Here is a 15,136-nt window from a genome sequence, read left to right on the forward strand (position 1 = left end):
CCTCGTCCTCCTCGCGCCCGGCGCGGCGGGGCACGTGCTCGGCTGCTGACGGCCGACGGTCAGCCCTCCCGGTGGATGCGTCGGCGGCCACGCGGGACCGGCAGCGGGTCGGGGCCGGGGACGAGGCGGTTCTCGATGACCCCGAGCTCTTCGACCTCGATGCGGACGACGTCGCCCACCCGCAGCCAGTCCGGCGCGGTGTCCGGCTGCGTCCGCTTGATCTCGGCGAGGCAGCCGGTGCCGCAGGTGCCCGAGCCGAGGACGTCGCCCGGACGGACGACGGTGCCGCGGGAGGCGTGGGCGACGAGCTCGGCGAAGGACCAGGCCATGTTGCTGGTGACGTCGCCGCCGACGCGCTCGCCGTTGAGGCGGACCTCGGTGCGCAGCGCGAGCCGGCCGTCCTCGACGCGGTCGGCGACCTCGTCGGCGGTGACCAGCCAGGGGCCGAGGGTGATGGCAGCGTCCTTGGACTTCGAGGGCCCCATGGGGAACCGGAACTCGTGCACCTGCAGGTCGCGGGCCGACCAGTCGTTGAACACCGTGTAGCCCAGGACGTGCCGCTCGGCCTGCTCGGGCGTGAGGTCCGATCCGGCCCGCCCGACGACGGCGCCGACCTCCAGCTCGTAGTCGTACTGCGTGACGTGCGGCGGCATCCGCACGCCGCCGTACGGGGCGACGATCGACGCCGGGTTGGAGAAGTAGAACAGCGGCATCTCGTACCACTCGTCCGGCGGCGGTGCCCCGGTCAGCTCGGCCAGGTGCGCCTCGTAGGTGAGGAAGTCGCGGACGCTGGGTGGATCGAGCAGCGGGCCGAAGGCGGCCTGCCCCACCTCGACGGCGTCCCCGGAGCGGGCCGCCTGCCGGCCGGCGTCGGCCAGCCCCTCTTGCCCGCCGCGCACCACGTCCAGGAGCCTCGGGCCGGCCTCCAGCAGCCGGACGACGCCGTCGGTCATCGAGCCGTCGAGGACACCGACGCGCGGGCCCCCCGCGGTGAGCAGCGTGGTCAGCCGCACGTCACTTCACCGCCACGGGGTTGACCGGCGACCCGACCGCGCGGGTGAAGGGCAGCGGCTGGGCGGAGAGGAAGAACTCGTGGACGCCGTCGTCGGCGCAGTCGGCAGCGAGCGCGTCGAGGTCCCACATCTCACCCAGCAGCAGGCCGATGTGCGGCAGCGCGACCTGGTGCACCGGCTGCATCGCACCGGGCCACTCGTTGGGCCGCACCTCCACGCCCCAGGTGTCGGTGGCGACCGCGGCGATCTCGGTGCCGTGCAGCCAGCCGGCCGTCTCGAACGACAGCCCGGGCGCCGGGCCCCCGGCGTAGGCACCCCAGCCCTCTCCCGCGGCCAGCCGGCGGCGGACGCGGGTCAGCTGGCCCGTGCGCACCAGCACGATGTCGCCGCGGCGGACCTGCGACGTCTCCCCCTGGCGCCGGATCGTCTCCTCCAGGTCGGCGCTGGTGATGGGACACCCGTCGGGCAGCTCCCCGTCCTCCCCCAGCGCCCGTCCGACGTCGAGCAGGACGCCCCGGCCGACCACCGGCGCGGCGAGTCGCTCGATGCCGGTGGCGACGTCCCCCTCGCTGGTCACCACGTCGCGACCCACCCGGCCGTTCCAGGCGACGCCGTGGTCGAAGACGTGGCCCAGGCCGTCCCACTGCGTCGAGCACTGCAGCGGCATGAACACCGCGTCGTCGGCGACCGACAGACCGTGCGGCAGGCCCATCTGCTCGGGGGTGTCCATCCCCGTGCTCATCATCGTGTGGACGGGGTTGACCCGGCGCTTCCAGCCGAACTGCGGGCCGTTCTCGTCGAAGGGCAGCGACAGGCTGAAGCTCTCGCCGCGCCGGACCAGCCCGGCCGCGGCCGCACGGGTGGCGGCGTCGAGGTGGTTGACCGTGCCGATGCCGTCGTCGGCACCCCATCGGTCCCAGTTGGAGTACCGCTTCGCACACTCGGCGATGGCCGCCTCGGGGTCGGGGCCGAAGTCGGCGGTGACGTCGTATCCGTTCACTTCTCGAGTCCCAGCAGCCGGGCGGCGTTGCCGCCGCGGATGGCGTCGGTGGTGGCGGCGTCGAACCCGGCCGCCTCCAGGCGGTCCACCGGGTCGTCGACGCCCATGTCGAACGGGTAGTCGCTACCGAGGGTCACCTGGCTGTCCCCCATGGCCGAGACCAGGTGACGCAGCTGCTCGGGCGTGTAGACCAGCGAGTCGACCCAGGTGCGGCGCAGCAGCGCACTCGGCGGCTGCTCGGTCGTGTGCGCGTCGCCGCGGGAGGCCCAGGCGTGGTCGGCCCGCACCGCGTGGCTGGCGAGGTACCCGCCGCCGTGCGCGGACCAGATCCGCAGCCCCGGGTGCCGCTCGAGCAGGCCGGAGAACACGATCCGGGACAGCGCCAGCGCGGTCTCCGTCGGGTTACCGACCGAGTTGAACAGGTAGTAGGCGTTCAGCCGGTCGCCCAGCGTGCAGCCCCAGGGGTGGATGAGCACCGCGGTGTCCAGCTCCTCCGCGGCGGCCCAGAAGTCGGCCAGCGACGGGTCGTCGAGCTCCCGGCCCGGGCCGGCCGCCGTCGAGATCTGCACGCCGCGCATGCCGAGGTCGCGCACCGCCGTCTGCAGCTGCCGGACGGCCAGGTCGGGGTGCTGCAGCGACACCGTCCCGATCGGCAGCAGCCGGTCGGGGTGCTCCCCGCAGGCCGCGGCGACGCCCTCGTTGGTGGTGGCGACGATCCGCGCCGCCAGCTCCCGGTCGGCCCAGGCGTGCGGCAGCGGGGTGGCGCTGACCGCCTGGACGTCGACCCGGGCGGCGTCCATCGCGGATAGCCGCAGGTCGGGGTCGGTCAGCCGCGGGGCCAGCTCGGCGATGTGCCGCAGGTTGTAGGCGAGCGACTCCGGCCCCAGCGTGGCGGCGTCGACCGCCCGCTGCCGGGCCAGGCCGGGCTGACCCTCCAGGAGCGCGTCGACGGCGGGGACGGCGACGTGCGCGTGCACGTCGATGGCGGGCACGTGTGACGGCGATGACACGGCGGCCAGCATGGGTCCTCGGCACGCCGGTCGGAACCGCCGATCCGGCATGCCCAGCCATCCACCCCGCGGATGGCTCCCCGTCGCGCAGGACGGCGAGGGAGACTCCTAGCGCGCGTCGCCCGGGTCGCGCTGCAGGTCGGGGTACTCCTGCTCCGCCACCACCGCCAGCTGTTCGCGGAGCCACACGTGCCCTGGGTCCCGGTCGCGCCGGGCGTGCCAGAAGGCCGACTGGCGCAGCGGCTGCAGGGGGACCTCGGGTTCGAGCAGCCGGATGTCGGCGGCCTCGGCGACCCGGCGCGCCAGCCGCTCCGGCAGCAGGGCGACCAGGTCGGTCCCGGCCAGCATGAACGGCATGGTCACGAAGCCGCTGGAGGTCGCGGCGACCCGGCGGGTCCAGCCCAGGGCGTCGAGCTCCTCCTCGACGATCGAGCGGCGTCCCTCGACGACGTACTCCAGGTAGGGCGAGCCGGCCAGCAGGTCGGCGTCGACCCGGTCCCGTGCGCGGGGGTGGCCGGTCCAGACCGCGCCCACGAACCGGTCGGTGATCACCGGCATGCGCGAGCAGTCCGGCAGGGCGCGGCTCTCGACGATCCGGTCGGGCAGGACGGCGACGTCGACCTCGTCGCGCTGGAGTGCGTCGAGATAGCGGCTCCCGACCGGTGCGGCGTCGATCCGCAGCCCCGCGGCCAGGCCGCTCAGCCGTGCGACCAGCGGCCGCACGAGGGTCACGCCCACGTAGTCGCTGCCGACCACGGAGAACCGCCGGCTGTCCGCGGTGGGGTCGAACCCCGGCGGCCGCACGATCGTCTGCTCGATGGTCGCCAGGACGTCCCGGACCGGCTCGATCAACGACTCCGCCCGCGGCGTGAGCTCCAGGTAGCGCCCCTGCTTGACCAGCAGGTCGTCCCCCAGCACCCGGCGCAGCCTCGCCAGCGCCGTGCTCGCCGCCGGCTGGGACACGTGCAGGCTCTCCGCCGCGCGGGTCACGTTCTTCTCTCGAAGGAGGGCGTCCAGCACCACCAGCAGGTTGAGGTCGACCTGCCCCAGCTTCACCGGCTCCTCCGTCCTCGGCGGTCGTGACCGCCATCACGGCGGTGGATCGCAGCCAACCACGACGTGCATTTCCGGTCGATCACCCGCCTGCCTAGCGTCGGTGTCACTCGACGAGGAGGTGCGATGCCCGACGTCCGCACACGGGTGCTGGTCACCGACGTGGCGTGGCCCACGACCGACGTGGAACGCGACGTGCTGGCTGCGGCCGGCGCCGAACTGGTCCTGTCCCCCAACGGGGACCCCGCGGAGCTGTCCCGGCTGGCGGCAGACGCCGACGCGATCCTCACCTGCTTCGCCAAGGTCACCGCCGAGGTGCTGGACGCCGCTCCCCGATGCCGCACGGTGGCGCGGTACGGCGTCGGCGTGGACAACATCGACGTCGCGCACGCCACCGCCCTCGGCATGGTGGTCAGCAACGTCCCCGTCTACTGCGTGGACGAGGTCGCCGACTCGGCCCTGCTGGGCGTCCTCGCGCTCGCGCGGCGGCTCTTGCCGCTCACCCGCGACGTCGCAGCCGGTGGCTGGGGTCGCGCCGTCCCCGGCGCCGGCACCCGGCTGCGCGGCAAGGTCCTCGGGCTGGTCGGCCTGGGCGTCATCGGTTCGGCGCTGGCGTCCCGGGCCCAGGCGCTCGGGCTCGACGTGGTCGCCTACGACCTGTCGGGCCGCCCGGTGCCCGGGGTGCGCGTCGTCGACTCGCTCGAGGAGCTGCTCACCGTGGCCGACGCCGTCTCGCTGCACGTGCCGCTCACCGAGCGGACGCACCACCTCATCGGCGCGGACCAGCTGAGGACCATGAAGCCGACCGCGTGGCTGGTCAACACCGCCCGCGGTCCGCTCGTCGACACCGACGCCCTGCTGGCCGCTCTGGAGGCCGGGGAGATCGCCGGCGCTGCGCTGGACGTCACCGACCCCGAACCCCTGCCGGCGGATCACCCGTTGCGCACCCGCGACGACGTCGTCCTCACGCCGCACACCGCGTTCTCGTCCGACGGCTCCCTCGCCGAGCTGGCCACGAAGGCGGCCACCAACGTCGTCGACGTCCTGCGGGGACGGGTACCCGCCACGGTGGTCAACCCCGAGGTGCTCGACAGCCCCGCGCTGCGCGGCCCGCTGGAGTCCCGGTGACCGCGGCCGCCACGCCGGACACCGACGCGCTGACGGCCCACCTGGTGCGCCGCGGGCTGGTCGACCCGTCGGCCGGCGTGCAGGTGCGCCCGCTGGCCGGCGGGGTCTCCAACGACGTCGTCGCGGTCACCGGACCCGGCCTCGACGCCGTCGTCAAGCAGGCCCTGGGCCGGCTTCGCGTCGCCGAGGAGTGGCTGGCCGACCCCGCCCGGCTCGACACCGAGGGCCGGGCCCTGCAGCTGGCTGGTCGGATCGTCCCCGCCGCCGTCCCCCGCGTGTACGACCTCGCCGACGGCTACCTGGTCATCGAACGGGCCCCCGGCAGCTGGGTGACCTGGAAGCAGCAGCTGCTGGCCGGCGTCGCCGACGCCGCGGTCGCCGGACAGCTCGGCCGGGTGCTCGGCGCGTGGCAGCGGGCGACCGCCGGCGACCCGGCGGTGGCGCGGGACTTCGGAGACGTCACCGCGTTCGGGCAGCTGCGGGTCGATCCGTTCCACCGGACCGTCGCCGCGCGCCACCCCGACCTGGCCGACGTCGTCGAGGAGACGGTCCAGGAGATGGCGGCGTCGCGGACCTGCCTCGTCCACGGCGACTACACGCCCAAGAACGTCCTCGTCGCTCCGGACGGCGCCGGCGTGTGGGTGATCGACTGGGAGGTCGCGCACCTCGGCGACCCCACCTTCGACCCGGCGTGGACGATCGGCCACCTGCTCCTCAAGACCGTGCACCGCCCCTCCTCGGCGGCCGGCTACGCGGCCGCGGGCCGGGCGTTCCTCGCCGCGCTCCACGACGCACTCGACGGAGCCCTCGCTCTGGACCCCCGGCAGCTGGTCCGCCAGACCGGGTGCCTGCTGCTCGCCCGCGTCGACGGCAAGAGCCCGGCCGACTACCTCACCGACGAGCAGCGCCCGCGCGTGCGCGACCTCGCCCGCCGGGTGCTCACCGACCCGCCGCCCACGATCACCGACGCCTGGGAGCTTCTGGCATGAGCGACACCACCATCACCGGCCTGCTCGCCTGGGAGGCCCTGGACTCCCGCGGCAAGCCCACGGTCGGCTGCGAAGTCCGGCTCGACGGAGGCGCCGCCGGACGGGCGACCGTGCCGTCCGGCGCCTCGACCGGCAGGCACGAGGCTCGCGAACTGCGCGACGGCGGCAACCGCTACGGCGGCCAGGGCGTGCGCACGGCGGTCGCCCACGTCACCGGGGAGATCGCCGACGCCGTCCGGGGGCTGGACGCCACCGACCAGGCCGGCCTCGACCAGTCGATGCGCGGCCTCGACGGCACCCCGGACCTCGGGCGCCTCGGGGCAAACGCCGTGCTCGCCGTCTCCGTCGCCGCCGCGATCGCCGGGGCCACCGCACGCGGGGTGCCCCTGCACCGGGCGGTCGCCGACGACGGTGCCACTCCTCTGCTGCCGCTGCCGATGGTGAACGTCATCTCCGGCGGCGCGCACTCCGGCCGCTCGATCGACGTGCAGGACTTCCTCGCCGTCCCGGTCGGCGCCGGCTCCTTCGCCGAGGCGATCGAGTGGGCGGCGCGGGTGCGCGCCGGCGCGGCCGACGAGCTCGCCTCGCGCGGGCTGCCCGTGGCTCTCGTCGCCGACGAAGGAGGCCTCGGCCCGCTGCTGCCGACCAACCGCTCGGCGCTCGACGTGCTCGTGGCGGGTATCGAACGCGCCGGCCTGCGCCCCGGGGAGGACGTCGGTATCGCGATCGACGTCGCGGCCACCCAGCTCGTGCGCGAGGACGGCCGCTACGTGCTCGCGACCGAACGACGCGAGCTCACCGCCGCGGACCTGGTGGAGGAGCTGGCCGCCTGGTGCGCCGCCTACCCGATCGTCTCCCTGGAGGACGCGCTGGCCGAGGACGACTGGGCCGGCTGGCGGACCGGCACGCAGCGGCTGGCCGGGCGGCAGCTCCTGGGGGACGACCTGTTCGTGACGAACCCGGAGCGGCTCCAGCGCGGCATCGACGAGGGCGTGGCCAACGCCGTGCTGGTCAAGCCCAACCAGATCGGCACGCTCGACACCGCGCGGTCGGTCGTGCGCCGGGCACACGCCGCCGGCTACGCCACCGTGCTGTCGGCCCGGTCCGGCGAGACCGAGGACGACTGGCTCGCCGACCTCGCCGTCGGCTGGCGCACCGGCCAGATCAAGGTCGGGTCGACGATGCGCTCGGAGCGGACGGCCAAGTGGAACCGGCTGCTGCGCATCGAGGCCGAGCTGGGCGACCGGATCGCCTACGCCGGCCGCTCGGCCCTGCAGGTGCTGTCGTGAACCGGCGCGTCGACGGACACGCCCTCGGCCGCTTCGACGACGGCACCGGTCCCTTCACCGGCCTCGTCCTGGGCGACCGGGTCCTCCGGCTGGTGGACGACGGCCTGGTGAAGGGCCCGGCGACCTACCTCGAGCTGCTCGATGACTGGGCCGAGGTCGCGCCGCGCCTCGGTGCGCTCGCGGCAGAAGCCAGCCCGACCGACGGGACCCCGGTCACCGACCTGCGGACCCTCGCTCCCGTGGAGCCCCGGCAGGTGTTCCAGGCGGGCGCGAACTACCGCTCGCACGTCGCGCAGATCATCGTCTCGGGCGCCGGCCCCGACGACCCGCGGTCGGAGGACGAGCTGCGACGGCACGCCGACGAGGTGATGGACGAGACCGCGCGCAGCGGCAGCCCGTTCGTCTTCGTCTCCCTGCCGAGCGCGATCTGCGGCCCGGACGACGACGTCGTCCTCCCCCGCGACGCCGTGCAGGTCGACTGGGAGGCCGAACTGGGCGTCGTCATCGGCCGGCGTGCGCACAAGGTCCCGCCGGAGCGGGCGATGGAGCACGTGGCCGGCTACACGGTGTGCAACGACGTCAGCGCGCGGGACCTGCAGTTCCCACCCCAGCACAAGGCGCTCGGCGGGGACTGGCTGCGCGCCAAGAGCCGTCCGACCTTCCTGCCCACCGGCCCCTTCCTCGTCCCGGCCGACCAGATCCGCGACCACCGGCAGCTGCGCATCACCTTCGACCTCGGCGGGGAACGCAAGCAGGACGACGTCCCGGCGAACATGCTCTTCGACGTCCCCGCGCTCATCGCCTCGGTCTCCGCGGCCGCCGTCCTGCTCCCCGGGGACCTGCTGCTCACCGGCAGCCCCGCCGGCAACGGCGGGCACTGGAAGCGGTGGCTGCAGCCCGGCGACGTCATGGAGACCGCCATCGAGGGCCTCGGCGTCCAGCGCAACCGCTGCGTGGCCGAGGAGGGGTGACCCCGGTCCCGGGCGACCGCGGCCGGGACTGCACCGTCACCGGCGTCCGGCCGGTGGCCGACCGCATCGTCGAGGTCCGGCTGGAGGCCGCGGACGGCGGGCGGCTGCCGCGCTGGACACCCGGCGCGCACGTCGACCTGGTCCTCCCGACCGGTCTCACCCGGCCCTACTCCCTCGCCGGAGACCCCACCGAGCGATCCTGGCGTCTCCTGGTCGCCCGCTCACCCGGAGCGGGAGCCTCCGCGCACGTCCACGACACGTTGCGCGCCGGGGACACGGTGCGGGTCCGCGGGCCCCGGCACCTGTTCCCCCTCGGCGGAGGCAGCCGCTACCTCTTCCTCTGCTCGGGGGCAGGCATCGCGCCGCTGCTGCCGATGGCCCGCATGGTCCGGGCGGCGCGCGTCTACCCGTGGTCGCTCGTGCACGTCGACACCTCCTCCCGTCTGCTGCCGCTGCGCGCGGAGGTGGAGGAGCTCGGCCCGACGGCGTGGGTCGTCCCCACGCACGCCGACGGGCTCACGGCGCTCGAGGGCCTCCGCCGCGGGACGGCCGTGTACGCGGCCGGCAGCAGCCGCTTCGTCGACGCGGTCGCGGAGACGGCCGGCGCGGACGTCGCGGTGCACCGGCAGCGGTTCGACGCACCGGCGCGGGTGTCCGGTCCCGGCCGGCCCTACGAGGTGGTCCTCGCCCGGCGCGGGGAGCGCATCCGGGTGGAGCCGGGCACCGACCTGCGCACCGCCCTGCACGAGGCCGGCGCCGACGTCCCGGTCTCCTGCGGCGCCGGCATCTGCGGTGCGTGCGTCGTCCCGGTGCTGCAGGGCGCGGTCGAGCACCGGGACTCGGTCCTGACGGCCGGGGAGCGGACTGCCGGCCGGCGGATCGTCACCTGCGTGTCCCGGGCGGCAGGGGATCGGCTCGTCCTCGACCTGTGACGTGGCTCATGCGCCCGGTGGATCGGAGCGATAGCAACGGCGCATTTCCGCCCGGCCGCCGCCGTTCCTAGCGTCGTCAGTGACAGGAGTCACGCGTCATACCGAGGAGCAGCCGTGAAGGGCCACATCGCCAAGCTGGGCTACGTGGGCGTGCAGACGCCCCGCCACGAGGAGTTCCGGACCTGGGGTCCGGAGGTGCTGGGCTGCATGCTGGGCCCCGACGGCGACGACGGCGCCGTCCGGCTGAAGATCGACGACGCCGACTACCGGCTGTCGCTGCACCCCGGCGACGACCACCGCTTCCTCTACGCGGGCTGGGAGGTCGTCAACCACCGCGACCTCGACGCGGCGGTCAAGCGCCTCGAGGACAACGGCGCCAAGCCTCGGTACGCCGACAAGGCCCTGGCCGAGAAGCGCGGCGTCGACGTCCTCGTGCAGTTCGAGGACCCGTTCGGCCTGCCGCAGGAGCTCTTCTGCTACCAGGAGTCCAACTACCACTTCTGGCACCCGCCGCGGCCGCACGCCGGCTTCGTCACCCAGGAGCAGGGCCTCGGCCACGTCGTCTTCGTGGTCCCCGACGCGCGCAAGGCGGTCGACTTCTACATCGACGCCATGGGGTTCACCACCAGTGAGGTGCTCAAGATGAACGAGCCCCTCGGCGAGATGTGGTTCCTGCGGGTCAACCCGCGCCACCACAGCGTGGCGTTCCTCGAGATGCCGAACTCCCTGGGCCTGCACCACGTCTACCTGGAGTCCCAGGAGCTCGACGACGTCGGCTACTCGTACTACGACGTCCTCGGCGGGGACAGCAACCCCGACTTGCAGATGACGTTCGGCCGGCACATCGGCGACCAGGTCATCTCCTACTACGTCCACACCGCCGGCGGCTTCATGATCGAGTACGGCTGGGGCGGCGCCTACATCGACGAGATGGACAAGCGCTCCCCCAACAACCTCAACTTCCGCAACGGCAAGCGACAGGAGCTGTGGGGCCACCACTTCCGCTTCCAGCCCAACGAGGCCGTGCACCCCTACCAGCCCTGACCGCGCTACGCGCCGGGACGAAGGAGTCCGCCGTGCCTGCCGTGAACACCGTCCTGGTCGTCGGCGGCGGCCCTGCCGGGGCCACCGCCGCCGTCCTGCTCGCCGACGCCGGGGTCGCCGTCGACCTGGTCGAGATCAGGCCCGAAGTGAACGCTCTGGGCTCGGGCATCACGCTGCAGGGCAACGCGCTGAGGGTGCTCCGCCAGTTGGGCGTCCTCGACGAGTGTCTGGAGCACGGCTTCCCGTTCTCCCAGCTCGTCATCCGTGTGCCCGACCCGGCGGCGACGATCGTCGCCCGCGTTGACGACATCCCCTTCGGCGGCCCTGACCTGCCGGCGACCATGGGCATGTACCGACCCCGGTTGGCCAGCATCCTGATGGACCGTGCCGAGCGGGCGGGGGTCAAGACCCGGTTCTCCACGACGATCGAGTCGCTCGCCCAGGACGGCGACGGTGTCGACGTGACGTTCTCGGACGGCTCCTCGGGTCGCTACGACGTCGTCGTCGGCGCCGACGGACTGCGGTCGTGGACGCGGCGGATGCTCGAGATCCCGCTGGAGACCCGATCGGTGGGCATGGGCGCCTTCCGGATGTTCGGGCCGAAACCAGCGGACATCACCGAGTTCCACGCGATCTTCGGCGGCCCCTCGTACATGGCCCTCGTGTGTCCCACCTCTGAGACGACGGCCTACTGGTCGCTCGTGGAGCCGGCCCGGGACCGGACGACCCAGACGCCCGAGGAGCGGCTCGCGGACTTCCTGGAGCTCAGCCGCCCCTACCACGGCCCCTGGGACGAGGTGCGGGACTCGTTCACCGACCCGGCGAACCTCAACTACACCTGGTTCGAGCACCACCTGCTCGACGCCCCGTGGAACCGCGGTCGCGTGGTGCTGATCGGCGACGCGGTGCACACCTGCCCGCCGACCATCGCCCAGGGGGCGGCGATGGGATTCGAGGACGCCGTCGTGCTCGCCGAACTGCTCACCACGCGGGACCGGGTCGACGACGACCTGTGGGCGGCGTTCACCACGCGCCGCTTCGAGCGGGTGAGGACCGTCGTCGAGGCCTCCATGCAGATGGCGCAGTGGAATCTCGACCACGTGCAGGGCGACGTCCCCGGCGTCACCCGCCGCGTCGCGGCCGCCGTCGGTACGCCCGCCTGACCCCGAACGAGAGGACGACGATGTCACCGAGCAAGACAGGTCCGCGGGGGCGCGTCGCCGTCCTCGGCGGCGGCCCCGCCGGGATGGCGACGGCGCTGTCCGTGCACCAGGCCGGCCACGACGTGGTGGTCTTCGAGCGGTACCCCGAGGCCCGTCCGGCGGGGAACGTGCTCAACCTGTGGCCACCGCCGTTGAAGGCCCTCCGCGTCCTGGGCGTGGACACCGACGATCTGGGAGCCCCCTGCCGGTCGGAGTTCCGCAACGTCCGGGGCAAGGTGCGCGCCCAGATCAAGAGCGACCCCGAGGTCGAGGCGCAGTACGGCCGAGGCGGTGGCTTCATCGGCCTCCTGCGTCCGGAGTTGTACGAGCGGATGCTCGCGGCGCTCCCCCCGGGCGTCCTGCGCACCAACCAGCTCGTCGAGCGCATCGAGCAGGACGACCGCGCTGTCAGCCTGTACTTCGCCGACGGCAGCACGTACGAGGCCGACGTGCTGGTCGGCGCGGACGGCATCCACTCGCTGGTCCGTTCGACGCTGTGGGGCGAGACGCCGATCCGCGAGCACCGCCTGCACGCCATCGCCGGGTTCACCTTCGCCGACGACATCGGCGGCGAGACCGGCATGTGCGTCATCGGGCACGACCGCGAGGTGCAGGGCAGCTGGACCTCCATCCGCCACAAGGGCCGGGACGGCTACCAGTGGTGGGTGCTCGAGGCCACCGACCCGGAGGCGCCGGCGCCCCCGGACCTGCTGGCCCGGGCCGAGGAGCTCGGCCGGGGGTTCCCGGCCCCGCTCCCCCAGCTCATGGACCGCACCGAACCGGAGAACGTCCAGCGCTGGGTGCTCCGCGACCGCGGCTACCTCGGCCAGTGGTCCCAGGGGCGGATCACGCTGGCCGGCGATGCAGCACACGCCACGTCGCCCTACGCGGCGTACGGCGCGGGCATGTCCATCGAGGACGGTTACTTCATCGGCCGCGCGCTGCGAGGGGTCGACCTGACCGACCTCGCGGCCGTGCGACAGGCCCTGCAGGCGTACGAGGACCCCCGCAAACCGCACGTGAACTTCCAGGTGAAGATGGCCTGGGAGAACGGGCAGCGGTTCCACCACGCACCCAAGCTGGTGCGGCCGATCCGCGACTTCGTCTTCGACCACACACCCTTCCTGCAGAAGGTCGTCGGCGACACCAACCCCCGGGAGATCAACAAGCAGCTGGCGTTGATCACGGATTGAGACCACCGCAGAGTCCCGTCCTGGCGGTGCCGGGACGGGACTCTGCGCCGCCGGCCATCAGGCGAGCGCGCTGGTGAGCTGCGCGATCCGCCCCATGAGCGCCGGGACGTCGCCCTGCTCCGTGGGCGAGCTGGCAGCAGGCCAGCTGCAGCGAAGCCTCGACGACCTCGCAGACCCGAGGCAGCCGGCGTGCGGCGAAGTCCCCGAGCAGGTCGTCGTCCAGCATGTCGGCGCCGGTGAGCACCCCGGCGAGGCCCGCGGCGTCCTCCAGGCCGAGCGCCGCGCCCTGGGCGAGCGTGGGCGGTCAGGTGCGCACGGCGTCGCCGACGAGCACGACCCCACCCGGTCGTGGTCGGCCTCGTGGTGTGCCGTCGTGAAGCGTCGACGCCTCTCCTGGGACTGCAGAAGCACCATGATCGAGTGGCACACACCTCATGCATTCGGCGCCCCCGAACTCGTTGTGACGGGTTTCCGGAGGTCGCTCCGGACGCTGGTCGCATGGCCAAGGGAGGCAGTTCCAGCTATCGAACGCGCCGGCTGGAACGCGAGCGTCAGCGCCGTGAGCGTCAGGGAGAGCCGAGGACGACGGAGGCGCTTCCTCGTCAGGCGGGATCGGCAGCCGGATCGGTCAGCACGACGACCGCTCGGGCTACAACCGTCCCGTTCGCCTAGTACAGCGGGCCCATCACGCCCGCGGCTCGCGGCCCGATACCGACGTGGTGTTCGGCCACCTGCCGTCACCGCGCGTGGGAACAGTCGCGAGCAGCGGCGTCCGGCCGTTCGGCGGTCGAGCTGGTCGAGCGCCGGGTGGAGATCCCGACGCCGGTGGCCCCGACCCGTCGCGACTGGGGACCACTCCTCGCGGAGCTGGCTCGCCAGCTGGACGACGGCCGCATCTACGAGCGCGACCTCGCGGCACTCGGCGCCGTCCTGGGCACCGTCCTGGAGGCGTACCACCGCCGACCGTCCGTCCGGGACCGGTCGCACACGGCGGGCCTCCCTCACCTGCCGTGAGGTCTCGACGGTCCAGCGCGCTCGTCGGCTCCCCCGGCAGCGACGGCTGTCCCAGTCGTCCTCCAGTGGAGGCACGTACTGGAGAAGCGGATGACCAGCGACGAACGGTGGCCGCGGTAGGAGCCACTGCAGAAGACGGGAGCTCCGGTCTCCGGAGTGACGGGTGGTGCAGCATCACCGGAGGCCGGCTGGAGACACGACCGCACCCTCAGTGCCATGTCGGCCGACCGCTCGCTCATCGCGCGCCTGGCCGCGCACGAGTCCTGGGCCAGGACCGCCGACCCCAGTGCGCGCACAGAACCGGCACGCCGCGCGATGCTCGACCGCTTCGAGCGCCTAATTGACCCCGACGGGGTGCTGTCACCGGAGGAAGGGGCACGCCGCGCGGGGCATGCGCGCAAGGCCTACTTCGCCCGTCTCGCGCTGCGGTCGGCCCAGGCGCGACGCAAGGCCCCGTCGACCCGCGTCGACGAGGACCACACCCAGTAGACGCCGCGGAACCACCGCGCTCCATCGTTCGTCGTCGTGGTCCTTCGCGGGCGCTGAGGACGGGCCGACGTGGCCCTGTGCGGCAGCGTGTCCCCCATCGTTGACCGCGGTCGCAGTGGCACGAGAACCGCCCGTTCCTGCGCTCCTCCGGGCGAAGGAACCCGCCCGATGAACCCACCCACTTCCGCTCAGCGGCGACCTGGGCTTTTGCCGCTCTGAACAGCGCTCTCGGGTTTCGCTCCCCGAAGATGCCGGGCGAGCCGATGCGCGTCCAGCCCAGCCGCGCCAAGCGGCCTGCCGGCGCGGACGAGTGATCCGGCGCTCGACGCCAGCGAAGCGCAGCGCCTACTCGACGGACAACCCCCGTCCTCCGGTGGTGCTCGCGTACTTGCCCAGTCGCTCCGCCGGGCGCGACAGCAGCCGCTGCCGAGCCCCTGCGGACGATCGAGCTCTACGAACTATCCGTCCGGAGCTTCTGCCACGGCGGGACTCGGGGCCCTACCAGCGGCCCTGCAGACGGGACGGGGTCACGGTGCAGCAGCACGCCGCCGCCTGACGCGAGACGGCAGCTGCTCCTGTCGCGCCCTCGGCAGGCACGGGCCACCGCCCTTCCACACGAGGAAGCGCGGAATCCGTGCATCTGCGCGGGCCGATCTCCATCGACACCGCCCAGTTCGTGCTGACAGCATGCGCGCGTGAGCCATCGGTGTCGCTGGCGAGGCGTGCCAGTCGAAGGCACGTGAGAGCCCGCTCCCGAGGGGGATCGTGATGGCCGGCCCATCGATCGAGACCGAGTTCCACGTCCCTCG

The 15,136-nt window shown here is 73.4% G+C and carries 13 protein-coding genes; 9 read left to right on the top strand and 4 right to left on the bottom strand.

Features of this window, described 5'->3' with window-relative positions:
* Positions 1-59: 59 nt before the first annotated feature.
* The 4 genes from HLV61_RS04000 to HLV61_RS04015 form a co-directional block, all read right to left on the bottom strand.
* Positions 60-1,013 (bottom strand): fumarylacetoacetate hydrolase family protein, encoded by a 954-nt coding sequence (locus HLV61_RS04000; RefSeq protein WP_369253096.1) that lies wholly within the window; start codon positions 1,011-1,013, stop codon positions 60-62.
* A 1-nt stretch (position 1,014) separates the two neighbouring features.
* Positions 1,015-2,013: a cyclase family protein gene (locus HLV61_RS04005; protein ID WP_369253097.1), complete on the bottom strand. Its 999-nt coding sequence runs from the start codon at positions 2,011-2,013 to the stop codon at positions 1,015-1,017.
* The gene (locus HLV61_RS04010; RefSeq protein ID WP_369253098.1) at positions 2,010-3,023 is read right to left on the bottom strand and encodes an amidohydrolase family protein; all 1,014 of its coding nucleotides are present in this window, start codon (positions 3,021-3,023) and stop codon (positions 2,010-2,012) included. Before HLV61_RS04010 ends, HLV61_RS04005 begins: the two co-directional genes overlap by 4 nt.
* A 108-nt stretch (positions 3,024-3,131) precedes the next feature.
* Positions 3,132-4,079: a LysR family transcriptional regulator gene (locus HLV61_RS04015; protein ID WP_369253099.1), complete on the bottom strand. Its 948-nt coding sequence runs from the start codon at positions 4,077-4,079 to the stop codon at positions 3,132-3,134.
* A gap of 123 nt (positions 4,080-4,202) precedes the next feature.
* On the opposite strand from HLV61_RS04015, the gene HLV61_RS04020 reads away from it, so the two are divergent.
* From HLV61_RS04020 to HLV61_RS04060, 9 genes are all read left to right on the top strand, one after another.
* Positions 4,203-5,204: a C-terminal binding protein gene (locus HLV61_RS04020; RefSeq protein ID WP_369253100.1), complete on the top strand. Its 1,002-nt coding sequence runs from the start codon at positions 4,203-4,205 to the stop codon at positions 5,202-5,204.
* On the top strand, positions 5,201-6,193 hold the full coding sequence (locus HLV61_RS04025; RefSeq protein ID WP_369253101.1) for a phosphotransferase family protein: 993 nt from the start codon (positions 5,201-5,203) through the stop codon (positions 6,191-6,193). Before HLV61_RS04020 ends, HLV61_RS04025 begins: the two co-directional genes overlap by 4 nt.
* The gene (gene eno / locus HLV61_RS04030) at positions 6,190-7,482 is read left to right on the top strand and encodes a phosphopyruvate hydratase (RefSeq protein WP_369253102.1); all 1,293 of its coding nucleotides are present in this window, start codon (positions 6,190-6,192) and stop codon (positions 7,480-7,482) included. The genes HLV61_RS04025 and eno overlap by 4 nt, the downstream gene beginning before the upstream one ends.
* Positions 7,479-8,453: a fumarylacetoacetate hydrolase family protein gene (locus tag HLV61_RS04035; protein ID WP_369253103.1), complete on the top strand. Its 975-nt coding sequence runs from the start codon at positions 7,479-7,481 to the stop codon at positions 8,451-8,453. Before eno ends, HLV61_RS04035 begins: the two co-directional genes overlap by 4 nt.
* Positions 8,450-9,385: a PDR/VanB family oxidoreductase gene (locus HLV61_RS04040; RefSeq protein WP_369253104.1), complete on the top strand. Its 936-nt coding sequence runs from the start codon at positions 8,450-8,452 to the stop codon at positions 9,383-9,385. The genes HLV61_RS04035 and HLV61_RS04040 overlap by 4 nt, the downstream gene beginning before the upstream one ends.
* Positions 9,386-9,499: 114 nt before the next feature.
* Positions 9,500-10,429, top strand: a complete 930-nt coding sequence (locus HLV61_RS04045; RefSeq protein ID WP_369253105.1) for a VOC family protein — start codon at positions 9,500-9,502, stop codon at positions 10,427-10,429.
* A 32-nt stretch (positions 10,430-10,461) separates the two neighbouring features.
* Complete coding sequence (locus tag HLV61_RS04050; RefSeq protein WP_369253106.1) at positions 10,462-11,592, top strand: FAD-dependent monooxygenase; 1,131 nt, start codon at positions 10,462-10,464, stop codon at positions 11,590-11,592.
* A 20-nt stretch (positions 11,593-11,612) separates the two neighbouring features.
* A complete protein-coding gene (locus HLV61_RS04055) occupies positions 11,613-12,824 on the top strand; it encodes an FAD-dependent oxidoreductase (RefSeq protein WP_369253107.1) in 1,212 nt (403 codons plus the stop codon).
* A gap of 1,230 nt (positions 12,825-14,054) precedes the next feature.
* Positions 14,055-14,327, top strand: coding sequence for a hypothetical protein (locus HLV61_RS04060; protein WP_369253108.1), 273 nt, complete (start codon positions 14,055-14,057; stop codon positions 14,325-14,327).
* Positions 14,328-15,136 lie beyond the last annotated feature (809 nt).

The organism is Geodermatophilus amargosae, from assembly GCF_041028265.1.
Taxonomy (GTDB): Bacteria; Actinomycetota; Actinomycetes; order Mycobacteriales; family Geodermatophilaceae; genus Geodermatophilus; species Geodermatophilus amargosae_A.